Raw genomic sequence first — 16,513 nt, 5'->3', positions numbered from 1 at the left:
TTTAGAGATAAAGGAGTGTATGGAGTGGGGAATGTATCCTTACCGTTAGATTATGTTGTAATTGATTTTGAAACAACAGGATTTAACCCTTATAATGATAAAATTATTCAAGTTGCAGCAGTGAAATATCGTAATCATGAATTAGTAGATCAATTTGTTTCATACGTGAATCCAGAGCGGCCAATTCCGGACCGAATAACGAGTTTAACAGGTATTACTAATTATCGCGTTTCAGATGCACCGACGATTGAAGAAGTGTTACCTTTATTTTTAGCATTTTTACATACAAATGTTATTGTGGCCCATAATGCTTCTTTTGATATGCGCTTTTTGAAAAGTAATGTAAATATGCTTGGGTTGCCTGAACCTAAAAATAAAGTAATTGATACTGTATTTTTAGCAAAGAAATACATGAAGCATGCGCCTAATCATAAACTTGAAACGTTAAAACGAATGCTGGGAATTCGTTTAAGCTCTCATAATGCATTTGACGATTGCATTACGTGTGCTGCTGTTTATCAAAAGTGTGCAGCTATTGAAGAAGAAGGGAAACGAAAAGTAAATAAGGCTATGCTTGATGAAACTGCGGTATATGAAGCGGTCAAAGAAATACTTGCATGTAATAAACGTAATGTAGAATGGCTACGTTGTATGAACGTAGGAAGTTATTTAGATATAAAAGCTTTTTATCCAGTTATGAGATTAAAGGTAAAAGGGCGAAAGAAATATGTATTAACAGAGATATTAGAAGAAGATGTGAAAGAAATATGTACAAGTTTAAAATGTGAACCGGCGTTAAAAAGTGAAGTTGGTAATACGAGAATTATGCTTAATAGCTTAGAGGATGTTATGAAATTAGAAAGTTATATTTTAGAGCAGTATGATTTTGTATTACAGGCGCTTCATGATTATAAAGAAAATGAAATGAATGCAGATGAAAAGTTGAAAGAGTATTTAAATATTATGGTATAAAAAACTCCGTGTGCAATATATTGTACACGGAGTTTTTTTAGGAGTACTAAAACATAAAATTTTCTTGCAAATCTGATTAAAGAGTTTTTTGTTTGCTCATACTATGTAATAAGAAAGCGAAGGAGAGAGGGTGAACAACATGAGAAGAAGTCGCCGTAAATCGTTTGAAGAACTTGTAAATGAAAATAAACAACAATTATTAAGCGATCGTGAGGCAATTGATCGCATTGAAGAGCGCATTGAAAAACGTTATGAAATGAAACTTTTTAAGCAAGCTGAATAATTCTTAACACTAGTACGATACTAGTGTTAAGGAGGCGATAGTAATGGGTAATCCGAAAAAAAATTCAAAAGACTTTGCACCGAATCATATTGGAACACAATCAAAAAAAGCTGGTGGAAATAAAGGAAAGCAAATGCAAGATCAAACAGGTAAACAACCGATTGTTGATAATGGTTAAAGAAAAGGAGAATATTACATTCTCCTTTTTTATGTATAAATTTGAGGAAAGATAGGTAATTTAAGATGGTGTGTATATACAATATTAGGAGGGAAGTACATGCCAAATCCAGATAATCGAAGTGACAACGCTGAAAAGTTACAAGAAATGGTGCAAAATACAGTTGATAACTTTAATGAAGCAAAAGAAACAGCGGAACTTTCTAATGAAAAAGATCGTGCTGCTATTGAAGCAAAAAATCAAAGACGTTTAGAAAGTATTGACTCATTAAAAAGTGAAATCAAAGATGAATCTTAACAAAATGTACAAAAAGGGCTGACTTTTGTCAGCCCTTTTTCGTAATCGTAAAGTTTTCAACAAGTAAACGCCAATTTTGTGGAAATGGCAAGCCAATCTTCCAATAACTAATACCGCCAATGCCCTGCTCTTTCATTAAATTGAATTTACTTTGAATAGACCTCGCATCTTCAAACCAAACTTCATGTTGTACGCCATTTTCGTCAAAGTAATTAAAATGTGGAGCTTGAGCTGTGAAATCATAGCGGATAGGAACATTATATTTACGAGCAAGTGCAACAGCTGCGACAGAGCTAACTGCTTTTGCTGGTGGATTCCCTTGTTTGAACGGAAGTTTCCAATCGAATCCGTATAAGTTTTGCCCCATCATAATTTTTTGGGGAGGCATTTGAGATTTTGCGTATTGAAGTACTTCTTTTACAGGACCGATAGGAGAGATTGCCATTGGTGGCCCGCCCTGCCAACCCCAGTCATATGTCATAATGACGACGAAATCAACAATTTGCCCTTGCGCTTTATAATCATGGGCTTCGAAAAACTTTCCCTTTTGATTTGAACTTGTTTTCGGTACGAGAGTTGTGCTTAATGTGTACCCGCTAGGTAAGCGAATTTTTACATTTCGTAAAAAGCGATTATACGCCTCGCGGTCTTCGGGTGCTACACTCTCGAAATCGAAATGAATGTCTCGCATGCCATATTTTTCAGCTGTTTGCAAAATGTTAGTAATAAATTTGTTTTGAATCGTTGCGTCGCGTAAAATAACCGATGTTAGATCGGCACTGAAATTACCATTTTCAATATTTGTAATAACGAGCATAGGGATTGTTTGCCCTTGCGTTGCAATATTAGCAATTTTAGCTGTTTCAGTAGGTTCTTTTAATGTGCCATCTCTTTTTGCCTCAAAACTAAAATAAGCTAAATATGTTAAAAATGGATTGATGGCACGTGTAGCATTAACTAAACTTTCTTTAATCGGTATAGTGGAAGGTTGTAAATAAGCGATGGATTCTACAGATCGTTTTGTGCCTTTTGGTACATATAATTGTTGTCCGACATGGAGAATAGATTTTAAAGATAAATTATTAACTTTAGCTAAACTAGCGAGGGGGACATTATATGTTTGAGAAATCCGATAGAGGCTGTCACCAGGCTGTACATAATAATTATTTCCTTTCGTATTAACGATAAGTGCCTGACCAACAACGAGCGTTTCAGCGGGATTTAGTCCATTGTCTTTTACTATTTCGTCAGGTGTTGATCCATATTTTGATGCCAAGCTATATACGCTATCACCGCTACGAACCGTTACAATTTGAATCATATGCTTGCTCCTTTCGGGAAAAGATTCACTATTTTTATTTTATTTTTGATGTCACTGTATTATGATTAAATGTATGCAAGGTAGCAGAAGTGAAAGAAGGCGAATATACATATGTTTGTAGCAGAACATGAAGTTGAAATCCGTTATGCGGAAACAGATCAAATGGGTGTTGTTTACCATTCAAACTACTTAGTGTGGCTTGAGTTAGGTCGCACGAAACTTATACAAGATTTAGGTTTTTCATATGTTGAAATGGAGAAAGAAGGAATTATTTCTCCTGTGTTAGATTTACAAATTTCATACCGTAAAGCGATGCGTTACGGAGAAAAAGCAATCGTAAAAACATGGGTAGATACTGTGAGCCCACTTCGCGTTGTATATGGATATGAAATATATAATGGTGATGGTGAACTTTGTATTACTGCAAGTACGACGAATATTTGTGCGAAAAAAGAAGGGTTCCGCCCTGTATCATTTAAAAAGTTATATCCTGAGTGGTATACGAAATATGAGGAAATTAAGAAAAAATAAAAAAGCGTGGCAGAAGCCACGTTTTTTTATTTTTCATAATTAAATTGTGGGAAGTCGTCACCTTCGTTAAGTGTAACAGATAAATTATGTCCATCGAAGAACCATTCATCATCGCCTTCAATAAAGAAGTTAATACCTTCTTCTTGAATTTGAACAGCAGGATGTGCAGGATCATCTTTACGAATCCCTAAAGAAAGTCCTTTTTGCACAGTACTGCAACCACCGTATTGTACGAAAAAGCGTAGTGTTTCATTTGATTGTAAGTTTAATTCATTTTTATACCATTGTGCTGCTTCTTTTGTTACGGAAAGATTCATGTATAGTTCCTCCAAATTATGTTGCTTTTTCTTTAGTATAAAAAATAACGCAAAAAGACGCTATTAATATGCTTCACGTTTTCTTTTTGCGTTATTTGGGTTACGATCTTATTTTTGCTTTTTTGAAAAGTTTGCTTTTGGTTCAGTTTTATTTATAATTCGTCCGATATTTGCACGGTGTTTATAAATAACCATACCTGCTAATAAACACATCGCAATAATGAAGATTTTATCCCCGCTAACAATGGATGCAATAACAGCAACAACTGCTGTTACCATAGAAGAAAGTGATACGTATCTTGTTGTAAATAAAAGGGTGAAAAATACAACAGCCAATATTGCAAAAACAACTGGTGAATAGCATAATAGCACCCCAGCAGAAGTTGCAACTGCTTTACCACCGCGGAATTTCGCGAAGATTGGATAGACATGTCCAAGAACAGCCGCTAACCCGAACCATAGTGGATGAATATCTAATCCGAAAATCATTGGTAGACTTGTTGCTAATGTCCCTTTTAAAATGTCAGCAATTGTAACGGTAAAACCTGCTTTTTTCCCTAATGTGCGGAATGTGTTTGTTCCGCCTAGATTACCGCTCCCGTGCTCACGAATATCGATTCCGTAGCCGATTTTTCCAACAACTAGTGCAAATGGAATCGAGCCAAGTAAGTAGGCAACGATAAATAAAAGATATGTAGTAACCATAAGTTCAGTCTCCTTTATTCAAATGTGTTGATAAAGGGTAAAAAGAGTTTTTCCCGTATATTGTACCATACATTTGTAAAGAGCACATTTCTTTTTTGTAAATGAAAAATTCATTATTTCGTGAAAAAAATTTCACAGTAATGTTACATTTCTCACAGAAACAGTAAGACTATATGTAGTAACATTTTAATCAAAAGATAACAACATATTGGTGGAGGGTTATAAATGTTACAAAATAATACACGTGGAGAAGAAGAATTAATGAAAGTGTTCGAGACAATAGTCCACGGCAATGAACAAGATTTAATGCAAGAAAATGCAAATGTAGACGGCCGCTCTCCAATGGGCGTAATGGGAACGTTCGCATCTGAGAGTGCAAAATATTATGCTGTTGAGAATTTATTGTCAGATCAAGTGAAAAAAGCGATAAATGAAAATATATTATATCCACATGATTTAGATTTTTATGCGACAGGAACGACGACTTGTTCACAAATTCCGTTAGCGCAAATGCTTGCTAACGGTTTTCATACTGGACATGGACATATGAGACAACCGCAAGACATTAAAAGTGCATTGGCTCTTTCGTCTATTATTTTTCAAGCGAATCAAAATATGCAGCATGGTGGTCAATCGTTTGCACTCTTTGATATTGATTTAGCACCTTATGTACGAAAAACAATTGAGAGACATAAAAAACGATTACAATCATATCCGCTTACGAAAGAACAAATAGAAGAATTCGCATGGAAAGAAACGGAAAATGATACGTATCAAGCGTGTGAGGCTTTCGTTCATAATTCGAATAGTATGCATAGTAGGGGCGGAGGACAAGTACCGTTTATTTCTATTAATTATGGAACAGATACATCAAAAGAAGGAAGAATGTTAATTAAACAACTTTTAAAAGCGACACAAGCTGGACTTGGTAAAGGAGAGACACCGATTTTTCCGATTCAAATTTTCAAGATGAAAAAAGGTGTGAATTTTGAAGAAAGTGATCCGAACTACGATTTATTTGAATTAGCATTAGAGACAACGGCTGAACGATTGTTCCCTAACTTTTCATTTTTAGATGCTCCGTTTAATGCAGTGCATTATGATGGAAGACCGGAAAGTGAAGTATGTTACATGGGATGTCGTACCCGTGTTATGTCTAATATACATGGAGAAGAAACAGCGATTGGTAGAGGGAATTTATCATTTACGTCTATTAATTTAGTGAAATTAGCGTTAATTAGTGGTTCAAAAGAAGCGTTTTTTGAAGCGCTAAACTATTATTTAGATTTAGGAATTAAGCAGCTATTAGAAAGATATGCGTATCAATGTACGAAGCGAGCAAGAGATTTTCAGTTTTTATATTCACAAGGTGTATGGCGTGGTGGAGAAACGTTGCAGCCTGAAGACTTCGTAGCCTCGATTTTAAAACAAGGGACGTTAAGTATTGGTTTTATCGGTCTTGCGGAATGTTTAGTAGCTTTAACAGGAAAGCATCATGGGGAAGATGGAGAATCATGGAAACTTGGGTATGAAATTATTTCCTTTATGAGAGATAGAATGGATAAAGCGACAGAAGAACATCAACTGAATTTCTCAGTAATTGCAACTCCAGCAGAAGGATTATCAGGAAAGTTTGTGAAAAAAGATAGAGAAGAATTTGGTGGAATTAACGGTATAACGAACCATAATTACTATACGAATTCATTCCATATTCCAGTTTATTATAACATTCAAGCGATAAATAAAATCCGTTTAGAAGGCCCGTTCCATGCTCTCTGTAATGGAGGACACATTACTTATATTGAACTAGATGGAGCAGCAATGCATAACAAAAAGGCATTAAAACAAATTGTACAAGCCATGGCAGAACATGGCGTTGGATACGGTTCAATTAATCATCCTGTTGACCGTTGTAAGTGCTGTAGTTATCACGGGGTTATTGGGAATGAATGTCCAAGTTGCGGGAATAAAGATGAGGCTAATATAGAAAGAATTCGCCGTATAACAGGCTATCTTGTAGGAGATATGTCGAAGTGGAATAGTGCGAAACGTAGTGAAGAGATAGATCGGGTGAAACATAAATGAAAGTGATGAATATTATTCATGATAGTGTAGTAGATGGAGAAGGATTGCGGACAGTCGTGTTTTTTGCGGGCTGTCCGCATCGTTGCGTTGGTTGCCATAATCCGAAATCGTGGAATATTTACAATGGAACGGAAATGACAGTAGAAGAAATTGTGAAAGAGATTGCAAGTAATCCATTAACTGATGTAACATTTTCAGGTGGAGATCCATTTTTTCAAGCTGCTGAAGTGAAAAAGGTAGCAAAAATCGTGAAAGATTTGAAAAAAAACCTATGGATGTATACAGGTTATACGTTAGAAGAGATACAGAGTTCTCAAAATAATGATATGATAGAGTTGTTACATTATGGGGATGTTTTAGTCGATGGAAGGTTTGAAGTTGAGAAAAAAGATTTAACACTTCCATTTCGCGGAAGCTCCAATCAACGTATTATTCGATTGAAAGAGTAAAAAGGCGGGATAGATTATATGAATAAAACAGTATTGCTTGTTGAAGATGAAAGAAGATTACGTGAAATTGTTAGTGATTATTTTCGTAATGAAGGCTTTGAAGTAATCGAAGCAGAAGATGGAAAAAAAGCGTTAGAGTTATTTGCAGAGCATGAAATTGATTTAATTATGTTAGATATTATGTTACCGGAAATAGATGGATGGTCTGTTTGTAGAAGAATTAGAAAAGAATCAGCAGTACCAATTATTATGTTGACAGCACGTTCGGATGAGGATGATACATTGCTAGGTTTCGAATTAGGTGCAGACGAGTATGTAACGAAACCATTTAGCCCGAAAGTATTAGTAGCTCGCGCAAAGACGTTATTGAAACGTGCGGATGGTGCGGTAGGAGTAGCGGAAGAAAATGCTATGTCTTTAGCTGGAATAGAAGTAAATCGTCTATCTAGAACTGTTTTAGTAGATGGAGAAGAAATTATATTGACACATAAAGAATTTGAACTTCTTGTGTATTTAATGGAGAACAAAGGAATCGTGTTATCACGTCAACATTTATTAGATCAGTTATGGGGATATGACTATTACGGTGATGACAGAACGGTTGATACCCATATTAAAAAACTTCGAAATAAGCTAGGAGATAAAGCAAAGCATATCGGTACTGTTATTCGAGTTGGTTATAAATTTGAAGAATAATTTAGAACGATTTGTGTAATTTAGCCTAGGGAAATGGCGATTTTATACTCTCTTTTGAAGGTAGAATGTACAAAAAATACTTTTTTTGTCTACAATGTTAGATAGGAGTATTTTTTTAATTAGATTTCACGATGAGTTCACAAGAAGGACACAAAACGTGACTATACTGAAAATACGAATTCACCAGAGAGGGGAAATAAAACATGGGATATTACGACGGACCAAATTTAAATGAAGAGCATAGTGAAACGAGAGAAGTGAGAAAATCAGGTAGTAAAAAAGGCTATTTCTTCACAGGTTTAGTGGGGGCTGTAGTCGGAGCGGTTTCGATTAGTTTTGCAGCACCATATATGCCATGGGCTCAAAATAATGGAGCGCCAGTATCATCATTTAGTTCGGATTCAAAAGTAGAAGGTACTGTAGTTCCTGTTGTAAATAAAGCGAAAAATGAAACTGATTTACCTGGTATGATTGAAGGGGCGAAAGATGTTGTTGTAGGTGTTATTAATATGCAACAAAGTGTTGATCCATTTGCAATGCAACCGACAGGTCAAGAACAACAAGCTGGTTCAGGATCAGGTGTTATTTATAAAAAAGCAGGGAATAAAGCATATATCGTAACAAACAACCACGTAGTAGATGGTGCAAATAAACTTGCTGTAAAACTAAGTGATGGTAAAAAGGTAGATGCAAAGTTAGTAGGGAAAGATCCTTGGTTAGACTTAGCTGTTGTTGAAATTGACGGGGCTAATGTAAATAAAGTTGCAACTTTAGGTGACTCAAGTAAAATCCGCGCGGGTGAAAAAGCAATTGCAATCGGTAACCCACTAGGTTTTGATGGAAGTGTAACGGAAGGTATAATCAGTAGTAAAGAACGTGAAATTCCAGTTGATATTGATGGCGATAAACGACCAGATTGGCAAGCACAAGTTATTCAAACAGATGCAGCGATTAACCCTGGTAACAGTGGTGGTGCATTATTTAACCAAAATGGTGAAATAATTGGGATTAACTCAAGTAAAATTGCACAACAAGAAGTTGAAGGAATTGGATTTGCTATTCCAATTAATATCGCAAAGCCAGTTATTGAATCACTTGAAAAAGACGGAGTAGTGAAACGTCCAGCGCTTGGAGTAGGTGTCGTTTCATTAGAAGATGTGCAAGCTTATGCAGTCAATCAATTGAAAGTACCGAAAGAAGTAACTAATGGTGTTGTATTAGGTAAAATTTACCCAATATCACCGGCTGAAAAAGCTGGTTTAGAGCAATATGATATCGTAGTAGCATTAGATAATCAAAAAGTAGAGAATGCGCTTCAATTCCGTAAATATTTATATGAAAAGAAAAAAGTAGGCGAGAAAGTAGAAGTTACATTCTACCGTAACGGTCAAAAAATGACGAAATCGGCTACTTTAGCAGATAATTCAGCTACAAAGAATCAATAATTGAAATAAAAGAAAGTCTCTTTCATATTGAAAGAGACTTTCTTTATCGGCTATACTAAAGGAATAGGAGGGATTAATTATGACAATTGAAAACCCAACTCGTACGGAAATTGGTGAAGTGTTAAAGAAAAGCAAAACAATTGCGGTTGTTGGATTATCAGATAAGCCAGAACGTACATCGTATATGGTTTCAAAAGCAATGCAAGATGCTGGATACCGCATTATTCCAGTTAATCCAACAGTAGATGAGGTGCTTGGAGAAAAGGCAGTTTCTTCACTAAAGGATATTAAGGAACACGTTGACATAGTAAATGTATTTCGTCGCTCAGAGTTTTTAATGGATGTTGCAAAAGAATTCGTAGAGATTGATGCAGATGTTTTTTGGGCACAATTAGGAGTACAAGATGAGGATACATATAAATTTTTAAAAGAAAAAGACTATACTGTAATAATGGATCGTTGTATTAAAGTAGAACATGCGATGACAAAATAGTATAGATTTAAAGGTAGAAAGATTGATTCAGCCCTCATTATAGATAAGTAGGGCCGATGAACGAGGTGTTCATCATGAGATTTTTTAAAGGCTGTTTTTGGGGGTTGTTATTTGTAATCCCATTTTGGATCTTGATCATTTGGATCATAATAAAGGTTTGGAATGTGTAATCTTGGAATACATATCCATTTCTCGTTGACAAACGATTATTTTTCTGAAATAGTAGCCTAGAGGAATCCTTGTGAGAAAACAAGGATTTTTCTATTGAAAATGGTATATAAAAGAGATAAGATAACTTGCCAAAACTATAGTCGAGGCGTTATTCTATAATAGAAACATATGTTCTGATTTTGGATTAGGAAAGGGGCAAGGAGTTTGGCGAAGCATCAGTTCCAATATAATGAAGATGCGATTCAAGTGTTAGAAGGACTTGAAGCCGTTCGAAAACGCCCGGGTATGTATATCGGGAGCACGGACAGCCGTGGATTGCATCATTTAGTATATGAAATAGTAGATAACTCCGTTGACGAAGCGTTAGCGGGATTTGGCGACGAAATTTCAGTCGTAATACATAAAGATAATAGTATTAGCGTTATAGATAAAGGGCGAGGAATGCCTACGGGAATGCATAAACTTGGGAAACCTACACCTGAAGTTATTTTAACTGTACTTCATGCCGGTGGTAAGTTTGGTCAAGGTGGTTACAAAACGAGTGGTGGTTTGCACGGTGTTGGGGCATCGGTTGTAAATGCCTTATCAGAATGGTTAGTCGTAACGATTAAGCGTGACGGAAATATTTACGAACAACGCTTTGAAAATGGCGGTGTTCCTGTAACGACGCTTGAGAAAATCGGGAAGACGAAAGAGTCTGGTACTACGATGCATTTCAAACCAGATACAACGATTTTCAGCACAACAAATTATAATTATGAAACATTATGTGAGAGATTACGTGAATCTGCATTCTTATTAAAAGGAATGAAAATCTCGATAAAAGATGAGCGAAATGATTTAGAGGATGTATTTCATTATGAAACGGGAATTGAAGCTTTCGTTTCATATTTAAACGAAGAAAAAGATTCCATTCATCCAGTTGTATATTTCACTGGTGAACAAAATGGAATTGAAGCAGAACTAGCATTTCAATTTAACGATGGCTACTCAGAAAACATTTTATCGTTTGTAAATAACGTACGTACAAAAGATGGTGGAACACACGAAGCTGGATTTAAAACAGCGATGACGCGTGTGTTTAACGAGTATGCTCGTAAAGTAGCACTATTAAAAGAAAAAGATAAAAACTTAGAAGGCACAGATATTCGTGAAGGTGTAGCGGCTATCGTTTCGGTACGTGTACCAGAAGAAGTGCTTCAGTTTGAAGGGCAAACGAAAGGGAAACTAGGTACAAGTGAAGCGCGTTCTTCAATTGATGCCATTGTATCTGAGCATTTAGCATACTTTTTAGAAGAAAATCCTGATGTAGCTACACTTCTTGTGAGAAAAGCAATTAAAGCAGCACAAGCCCGTGAAGCAGCCCGTAAAGCAAGAGAAGAAGCGCGTAGTGGTAAGAAAAAGAAAAAATCAGAAGGTACGTTAAGCGGGAAATTAACACCTGCACAATCACGTAACCCGCAAAAAAATGAACTGTACCTAGTAGAGGGTGACTCTGCCGGTGGTTCTGCGAAACAAGGACGAGACCGACGTTTCCAGGCCGTATTACCGTTACGTGGTAAAGTAATTAATACAGAAAAAGCAAAGCTTGCTGATATCTTTAAAAATGAAGAGATTAATACAATCATTTATGCGATTGGCGGCGGTGTAGGAAATGAATTTGATGTTGAAGATATTAACTACGATAAAGTTGTAATTATGACCGATGCCGATACGGATGGGGCTCATATTCAAGTATTGTTATTAACGTTCTTCTACAGATATATGAAGCCACTTATCGAAGCTGGTAAAGTGTTTATCGCACTTCCTCCTTTATACAAAGTAAGTAAAGGAAAAGGTAAGAGTGAGGTAATTGAATACGCTTGGTCAGATGAGGAATTAGACGGTGTAACGAAAAAAGTTGGAAAAGGCTATATGTTACAACGTTATAAAGGACTTGGTGAAATGAATGCGGATCAATTATGGGAAACAACAATGAATCCTGAAACGCGTACATTAATTCGCGTGAAAATTGATGATGCAGCAAGAGCAGAGCGTCGCGTTACAACATTAATGGGCGATAAAGTAGAACCGCGCCGTAAATGGATTGAACGTAATGTACAGTTTGGTATGCAAGAAGAAGGAAATATTTTAGAAAATGAAATGATTATGGAGACGGAGGTGGAATAACATGCAAGCAGAGAAGTTTCATGACCTCCCGCTTGAAGACGTGTTAGGTGATCGCTTTGCACGTTATAGTAAATATATTATTCAAGATCGTGCACTTCCAGATGCACGTGATGGCTTAAAGCCAGTACAAAGACGTATTTTATATTCTATGTATGTAGAAGGTAATGTACATGATAAAGCGTTTCGTAAATCAGCTAAAACAGTAGGTAATGTTATCGGTAATTATCATCCACATGGAGATTCCTCTGTATATGAAGCAATGGTACGCTTAAGCCAAACTTGGAAAGTACGTAATGTTTTAGTTGAAATGCATGGTAATAACGGTAGTGTTGATGGGGACCCAGCGGCAGCGATGCGTTATACGGAAGCTCGTTTATCACCAATCGCATCTGAATTATTACGTGATCTTGATAAAGAAACAGTTGAATTCGTGTCAAACTTTGATGATACGAGTGAAGAACCGGTTGTATTACCAGCAGCGTTCCCGAATTTATTAGTGAACGGATCTACAGGGATTTCCGCTGGTTATGCAACAGAAATTCCTCCGCATCATCTTGGAGAAGTTATTGATGCTACAATGATGCGTATTGATAAGCCAAATAGTACTGTTGATGATTTATTAACAGTTATGAAAGGACCAGATTTCCCAACAGGCGGTATTATTCAGGGGATTGATGGTATTAAAAAGGCGTATGAAACAGGTAAAGGTAAAATTATTATTCGCGGAAAAGCAGAAGTTGAAACAGTGCGCGGTGGGAAACAACAAATTGTAATCACTGAAATTCCTTACGAAGTGAATAAGGCAAATCTTGTAAAGAAAATGGATGAATTACGTCTAGATAAAAAGTTAGATGGTATTGCTGAAGTGCGTGATGAGACAGATCGTACTGGTTTACGAATTGTTGTTGAATTAAAGAAAGAAGCAAACGCCGAAGGTATTTTAAATTATTTATATAAAAATACAGATTTGCAAATTCCATATAACTTTAATATGGTAGCGATCAATAATCGTCGTCCAACACTTATGACATTACCGAAAATTTTAGATGCTTATATTGGACATCAAAAAGAGGTTATTACGAGACGTTCGCAATATGAATTAAGAAAAGCAGAAAATCGTCAACATATTGTAGAAGGTTTAAAGAAAGCATTATCGATTTTAGACCAAGTAATTGAAACAATTCGAGCTTCAAAAGATAAACGTAACGCGAAAGATAATTTAAGTGCAAAATTTGGCTTTACAGAAGCACAGGCAGAAGCAATTGTTTCCTTGCAATTATATCGCTTAACGAATACAGACATTACGGCGTTACAAGAAGAAGCAGATGAGCTTAATAAGAAAATTATTGAGCTACAGGCAATTTTACAAAGTGAAAAAAGATTACTTCAAGTAATTAAAACAGATTTAAAGAGAGTTAAGAAAACATATAGTGATGATCGACGCGCGATTATTGAAGATCAAATCGAGGAAATTAAAATCGATGTAGAAGTTATGATCCCACAAGAAGATGTCATCGTTACTGTAACGAAAGAAGGATATGTGAAACGTACTGGATGGCGCTCACACAATGCCTCAAACGGCAAAGACTTCGGTATGAAAGAGGGTGACATCTTACTTGAACGATTCGATACGAATACGACAGAGACAGTCCTCTTATTTACGAATAAAGGAAACTATATATATCTGCCAGTATACGAAATGCCAGATATTCGTTGGAAAGATTTAGGTCAGCACGTTGCTAATATCGTTTCACTCGACCGGGATGAAACAATCATTTGGGCAACGGTTGTACAGAACTTTGAGGAAGAAAAACGATTTATCGTATTTGTAACAAGAAATGGTATGATAAAGAAAACAGAATTAAATCAATATAAAGTTCAGCGTTATTCAAGGGCATTCGTTGCTGTAAACTTGAAAAAAGATGATGAAGTTGTCGATATATTTGCGACAGATGGAACGAGTGATATCGTTCTTGCTACACACGGTGCATATGCACTTATTTTCCATGAAGATGAAGTAAGTCCAGTCGGTGTAAGAGCTGCTGGCGTGAAAGCAATTAATTTAAAAGAAGATGACTATGTCGCTTCTGGTAAACCGTTAAATGGTGACAAAGATCAACTTATTCTCGTAACACAGCGCGGTGCTGTAAAACGTCTAAAAGCATCAGAAATTGAAAAATCAACGAGGGCGAAACGAGGTCTTGTTATTTTCAAAGAATTAAAACGTAATCCGTACCGCATTGTCGGTATTGAAATTGTTCGGGACGATGAATTAGTTTACATGAAGACAGAGAAAAACATTGTAGAAGAGATTGATCCGAAAGCGTATCGAAATAAAGACCGGTATAGTAATGGTAGCCTAGTGCTAGATGTTAATGATACTGGTGAAGTAGTAGAAACGTGGACGAAGAAAAGACCAGAATAAAGAGGGCATCTTGCTATGAATAATAGCAAGATGCTTTTTTCTAGGCAATTTATTATGTAAATAATAATAATCTTGTTATAATAACCGAATGAAATCGTTCTCATAAAGTGAAACTTTAATCAATGGGGATTTTCTTTATCCACACTGATTATTAGTTGAACCAATCGGGCTTTAACAAGCAGTTGATTTCTCACCTAATTCCTTAGCTTTCGCTGAATTTTGGGTTAGGAATCTTACTGCCCGTTAAAGCGGGACAAATGGAGGGGCAACATGAAAAAAATAGGTGTAGGGATTGTAGGATTTGGTTTTTCTAGTACGACATTTCATATCCCACTATTACAAACGATAGAAGAATATGATATTCGTGCTGTATTATCCTCAAAAGAAGAGGTAGTAAAAGAAACATTACCAAATGCTAATGTTGTTAGTACAATTGATGAATTGGTGAAGCGAGCTGATGTTGACTTAGTTGTTATTACATCACCTAATACAACTCATTTTCCATATGTAAAAGAAGCAATTTTAAACGGTAAGCATGTTGTTGTAGAAAAACCATTTGTTGTCTCAATTGAAGAAGGGGAAAAGCTTATTTCATTAGCAGAGCAGCATAATGTAATGTTAAGCGTATATCATAATCGTCGTTTTGATAATGATTTCTTAACAATTAAGAAATTGTTAGGAGAAAACAGAGTAGGGAATATATACGCATATGAATCGAATTTTGATCGTTTCCGTCCACATGTACGTGATCGATGGAGAGAAAAAAATCTACCAGGCTCCGGTATATTATACGATTTAGGATCGCATTTAATTGACCAAGCGTTATCAATATTCGGGAAACCAGATGCAATAAGTGCAGATGTAATAAAACAACGACCAGGTGCAGAGGTGGATGATTATTTCCACATAGTACTTCATTACGGAGTTAAACGTGTCATTTTACGTAGTAGCAGTTATGTGAAAAAAGCTGGACCGCATTTTATAGTGCATGGAGAGAAAGGTTCTATCGTGAAGTACGGTATGGATTCGCAGGAAGAGCAATTAAAAAATGGAATGAAGCCAGGTGATAACGGTTATGGAGTAGACGATGAAGAGAATTTTGCTACTTTAGAAACAGAAGAAAACTTAGAGCGTATTCCAACAGAAGTCGGTTGTTATGACAATTATTATAAAGGTGTGCGAGATAGTATATTAAATGGTGAGAAACTACCTGTAACAGCAAAAGAAGGTTTAGATGTTATTAAACTGATTCAATTAGCGATTGAAAGCAGTGAAAAAGGTAGAGTCATTTCTATAAAATAAAAAGACACGAAATTCGTGTCTTTTTTATTTTTGTGGAACAGAAAGACCATAGAAGAACATAGTGACTATATCTTGTATATGTTTTTCGCGATTTCCTTCAAGAAGTTGTGCCCCAAAATCATCACCTAATTTAGTAAACATTTGAATGTAAAGTAACATCATTTCTTTAGTAAGGTGTGGATTAATTTCGTTTTTGCGCTGAGCTCGTTCTAATATTTCTAAATACCAGGGCAAGATTTTTTCATTTTGATAACTATAAATAAACTTTCGGAGTTCTTCGTCCCTTTGCATCATTTGCAGTAACATATCAGGTTGAAATAACCCGCCAGTATTCATTTTTCTTACAATCATTTTTTGCATCATATCATGAAAAGGTAATTTTTCTTCTGCAAGATCTTTATAATATTGAAATTCAGATATGATAAATTCTTGTATAAGCTCCCTAAATAACGCATCTTTACTTCCGAAATGATTATAAATTGTAACTTGAGAAACGTTGGCTTCTTTTGCGATATGTTCTATTTTCACTTCATTAAATCCACGTTCTGAAAATAATACGAATGCTGCTTCTTTAATGGCACGTTTTTTCTTTTCTTTTACTCTTTCAAAGCCGTTCAATGCAATCACCTCACTTAAAATATACAAGAAAAAATAATGGAAAACAATAATTTTGA

At 35.8% G+C, this 16,513-nt stretch carries 17 protein-coding genes; 13 read left to right on the top strand and 4 right to left on the bottom strand.

From position 1 onward, the window contains the following. Nucleotides 1-24: 24 nt before the first annotated feature. The 4 genes from NST86_RS18245 to tlp all read left to right on the top strand — a co-directional run bounded on the left by NST86_RS18245 (nucleotide 25) and on the right by tlp (nucleotide 1,730). Nucleotides 25-972 carry a 3'-5' exonuclease gene (locus NST86_RS18245; protein ID WP_000528755.1) on the top strand — a complete coding sequence of 316 codons (948 nt, stop codon included), beginning with the start codon at nucleotides 25-27 and terminating at the stop codon, nucleotides 970-972. A gap of 139 nt (nucleotides 973-1,111) precedes the next feature. Continuing rightward, on the top strand, nucleotides 1,112-1,255 hold the full coding sequence (locus tag NST86_RS18240) for an FbpB family small basic protein (RefSeq protein ID WP_001254703.1): 144 nt from the start codon (nucleotides 1,112-1,114) through the stop codon (nucleotides 1,253-1,255). A gap of 43 nt (nucleotides 1,256-1,298) precedes the next feature. Further along, nucleotides 1,299-1,433: an acid-soluble spore protein SspN gene (sspN, locus tag NST86_RS18235; RefSeq protein WP_000527987.1), complete on the top strand. Its 135-nt coding sequence runs from the start codon at nucleotides 1,299-1,301 to the stop codon at nucleotides 1,431-1,433. Nucleotides 1,434-1,532: 99 nt separating this feature from the next. Further along, on the top strand, nucleotides 1,533-1,730 hold the full coding sequence (tlp, locus tag NST86_RS18230) for a small acid-soluble spore protein Tlp (protein ID WP_001133511.1): 198 nt from the start codon (nucleotides 1,533-1,535) through the stop codon (nucleotides 1,728-1,730). Between the two features lie 28 nt (nucleotides 1,731-1,758). Here tlp and NST86_RS18225 read toward each other — a convergent pair whose 3' ends face one another. Next, nucleotides 1,759-3,051, bottom strand: a complete 1,293-nt coding sequence (locus NST86_RS18225) for a glycosyl hydrolase family 18 protein (RefSeq protein WP_000614865.1) — start codon at nucleotides 3,049-3,051, stop codon at nucleotides 1,759-1,761. A gap of 111 nt (nucleotides 3,052-3,162) precedes the next feature. Here NST86_RS18225 and NST86_RS18220 point away from each other — a divergent pair, with 111 nt between their 5' ends. Beyond that, nucleotides 3,163-3,582: an acyl-CoA thioesterase gene (locus NST86_RS18220; protein WP_000495813.1), complete on the top strand. Its 420-nt coding sequence runs from the start codon at nucleotides 3,163-3,165 to the stop codon at nucleotides 3,580-3,582. A 26-nt stretch (nucleotides 3,583-3,608) separates the two neighbouring features. On the opposite strand, the gene NST86_RS18215 is transcribed toward NST86_RS18220, so the two are convergent. After that, complete coding sequence (locus tag NST86_RS18215) at nucleotides 3,609-3,899, bottom strand: HesB/YadR/YfhF family protein (protein WP_001054453.1); 291 nt, start codon at nucleotides 3,897-3,899, stop codon at nucleotides 3,609-3,611. 108 nt (nucleotides 3,900-4,007) lie between these two features. Then, complete coding sequence (plsY, locus tag NST86_RS18210; protein ID WP_000258974.1) at nucleotides 4,008-4,604, bottom strand: glycerol-3-phosphate 1-O-acyltransferase PlsY; 597 nt, start codon at nucleotides 4,602-4,604, stop codon at nucleotides 4,008-4,010. A gap of 225 nt (nucleotides 4,605-4,829) precedes the next feature. On the opposite strand from plsY, the gene NST86_RS18205 reads away from it, so the two are divergent. From NST86_RS18205 to NST86_RS18170, 8 genes are all read left to right on the top strand, one after another. Beyond that, nucleotides 4,830-6,689, top strand: a complete 1,860-nt coding sequence (locus NST86_RS18205; protein WP_000940067.1) for an anaerobic ribonucleoside triphosphate reductase — start codon at nucleotides 4,830-4,832, stop codon at nucleotides 6,687-6,689. After that, nucleotides 6,686-7,138 carry an anaerobic ribonucleoside-triphosphate reductase activating protein gene (nrdG, locus tag NST86_RS18200; protein WP_227593187.1) on the top strand — a complete coding sequence of 151 codons (453 nt, stop codon included), beginning with the start codon at nucleotides 6,686-6,688 and terminating at the stop codon, nucleotides 7,136-7,138. The genes NST86_RS18205 and nrdG overlap by 4 nt, the downstream gene beginning before the upstream one ends. An 18-nt stretch (nucleotides 7,139-7,156) precedes the next feature. After that, nucleotides 7,157-7,834: a response regulator transcription factor gene (locus tag NST86_RS18195; RefSeq protein WP_001044679.1), complete on the top strand. Its 678-nt coding sequence runs from the start codon at nucleotides 7,157-7,159 to the stop codon at nucleotides 7,832-7,834. Between the two features lie 203 nt (nucleotides 7,835-8,037). Beyond that, nucleotides 8,038-9,279, top strand: coding sequence for a S1C family serine protease (locus NST86_RS18190; RefSeq protein ID WP_000542641.1), 1,242 nt, complete (start codon nucleotides 8,038-8,040; stop codon nucleotides 9,277-9,279). Nucleotides 9,280-9,358: 79 nt separating this feature from the next. Continuing rightward, entirely contained in the window at nucleotides 9,359-9,772 is a 414-nt protein-coding gene (locus tag NST86_RS18185) for a CoA-binding protein (RefSeq protein WP_000151387.1), read from the top strand. Between the two features lie 375 nt (nucleotides 9,773-10,147). Continuing rightward, nucleotides 10,148-12,112 (top strand): DNA topoisomerase IV subunit B, encoded by a 1,965-nt coding sequence (gene parE / locus NST86_RS18180; RefSeq protein WP_001062202.1) that lies wholly within the window; start codon nucleotides 10,148-10,150, stop codon nucleotides 12,110-12,112. Nucleotide 12,113: 1 nt separating this feature from the next. Further along, complete coding sequence (gene parC / locus NST86_RS18175; protein WP_001147465.1) at nucleotides 12,114-14,537, top strand: DNA topoisomerase IV subunit A; 2,424 nt, start codon at nucleotides 12,114-12,116, stop codon at nucleotides 14,535-14,537. Between the two features lie 270 nt (nucleotides 14,538-14,807). Continuing rightward, nucleotides 14,808-15,839, top strand: a complete 1,032-nt coding sequence (locus NST86_RS18170) for an oxidoreductase (protein WP_000719772.1) — start codon at nucleotides 14,808-14,810, stop codon at nucleotides 15,837-15,839. A 24-nt stretch (nucleotides 15,840-15,863) separates the two neighbouring features. On the opposite strand, the gene NST86_RS18165 is transcribed toward NST86_RS18170, so the two are convergent. Beyond that, a complete protein-coding gene (locus tag NST86_RS18165) occupies nucleotides 15,864-16,466 on the bottom strand; it encodes a TetR/AcrR family transcriptional regulator (protein ID WP_118043338.1) in 603 nt (200 codons plus the stop codon). Nucleotides 16,467-16,513 lie beyond the last annotated feature (47 nt).

The sequence above is a fragment of the Bacillus sp. FSL L8-0199 genome, assembly GCF_038005705.1.
In the GTDB taxonomy this organism is placed as follows: Bacteria; Bacillota; Bacilli; order Bacillales; family Bacillaceae_G; genus Bacillus_A; species Bacillus_A cereus.
Note: the sequence above shows the minus strand (reverse complement) of the source record. Positions and strands in the feature narration are given on the sequence as shown.

Excerpts from the sequence above, each read along its gene's own strand:
- NST86_RS18240 (WP_001254703.1), top strand. The coding sequence starts at position 1,112 with ATGAGAAGAAGTCGCCGTAAATCGTTTGAAGAACTTGTAAATGAAAAT.
- sspN (WP_000527987.1), top strand. The coding sequence starts at position 1,299 with ATGGGTAATCCGAAAAAAAATTCAAAAGACTTTGCACCGAATCATATT.
- tlp (WP_001133511.1), top strand. The coding sequence starts at position 1,533 with ATGCCAAATCCAGATAATCGAAGTGACAACGCTGAAAAGTTACAAGAA.
- NST86_RS18225 (WP_000614865.1), bottom strand. The coding sequence starts at position 3,051 with ATGATTCAAATTGTAACGGTTCGTAGCGGTGATAGCGTATATAGCTTG.
- NST86_RS18220 (WP_000495813.1), top strand. The coding sequence starts at position 3,163 with ATGTTTGTAGCAGAACATGAAGTTGAAATCCGTTATGCGGAAACAGAT.
- NST86_RS18215 (WP_001054453.1), bottom strand. The coding sequence starts at position 3,899 with ATGAATCTTTCCGTAACAAAAGAAGCAGCACAATGGTATAAAAATGAA.
- plsY (WP_000258974.1), bottom strand. The coding sequence starts at position 4,604 with ATGGTTACTACATATCTTTTATTTATCGTTGCCTACTTACTTGGCTCG.
- NST86_RS18205 (WP_000940067.1), top strand. The coding sequence starts at position 4,830 with ATGTTACAAAATAATACACGTGGAGAAGAAGAATTAATGAAAGTGTTC.
- nrdG (WP_227593187.1), top strand. The coding sequence starts at position 6,686 with ATGAAAGTGATGAATATTATTCATGATAGTGTAGTAGATGGAGAAGGA.
- NST86_RS18195 (WP_001044679.1), top strand. The coding sequence starts at position 7,157 with ATGAATAAAACAGTATTGCTTGTTGAAGATGAAAGAAGATTACGTGAA.
- NST86_RS18190 (WP_000542641.1), top strand. The coding sequence starts at position 8,038 with ATGGGATATTACGACGGACCAAATTTAAATGAAGAGCATAGTGAAACG.
- NST86_RS18185 (WP_000151387.1), top strand. The coding sequence starts at position 9,359 with ATGACAATTGAAAACCCAACTCGTACGGAAATTGGTGAAGTGTTAAAG.
- parC (WP_001147465.1), top strand. The coding sequence starts at position 12,114 with ATGCAAGCAGAGAAGTTTCATGACCTCCCGCTTGAAGACGTGTTAGGT.
- NST86_RS18170 (WP_000719772.1), top strand. The coding sequence starts at position 14,808 with ATGAAAAAAATAGGTGTAGGGATTGTAGGATTTGGTTTTTCTAGTACG.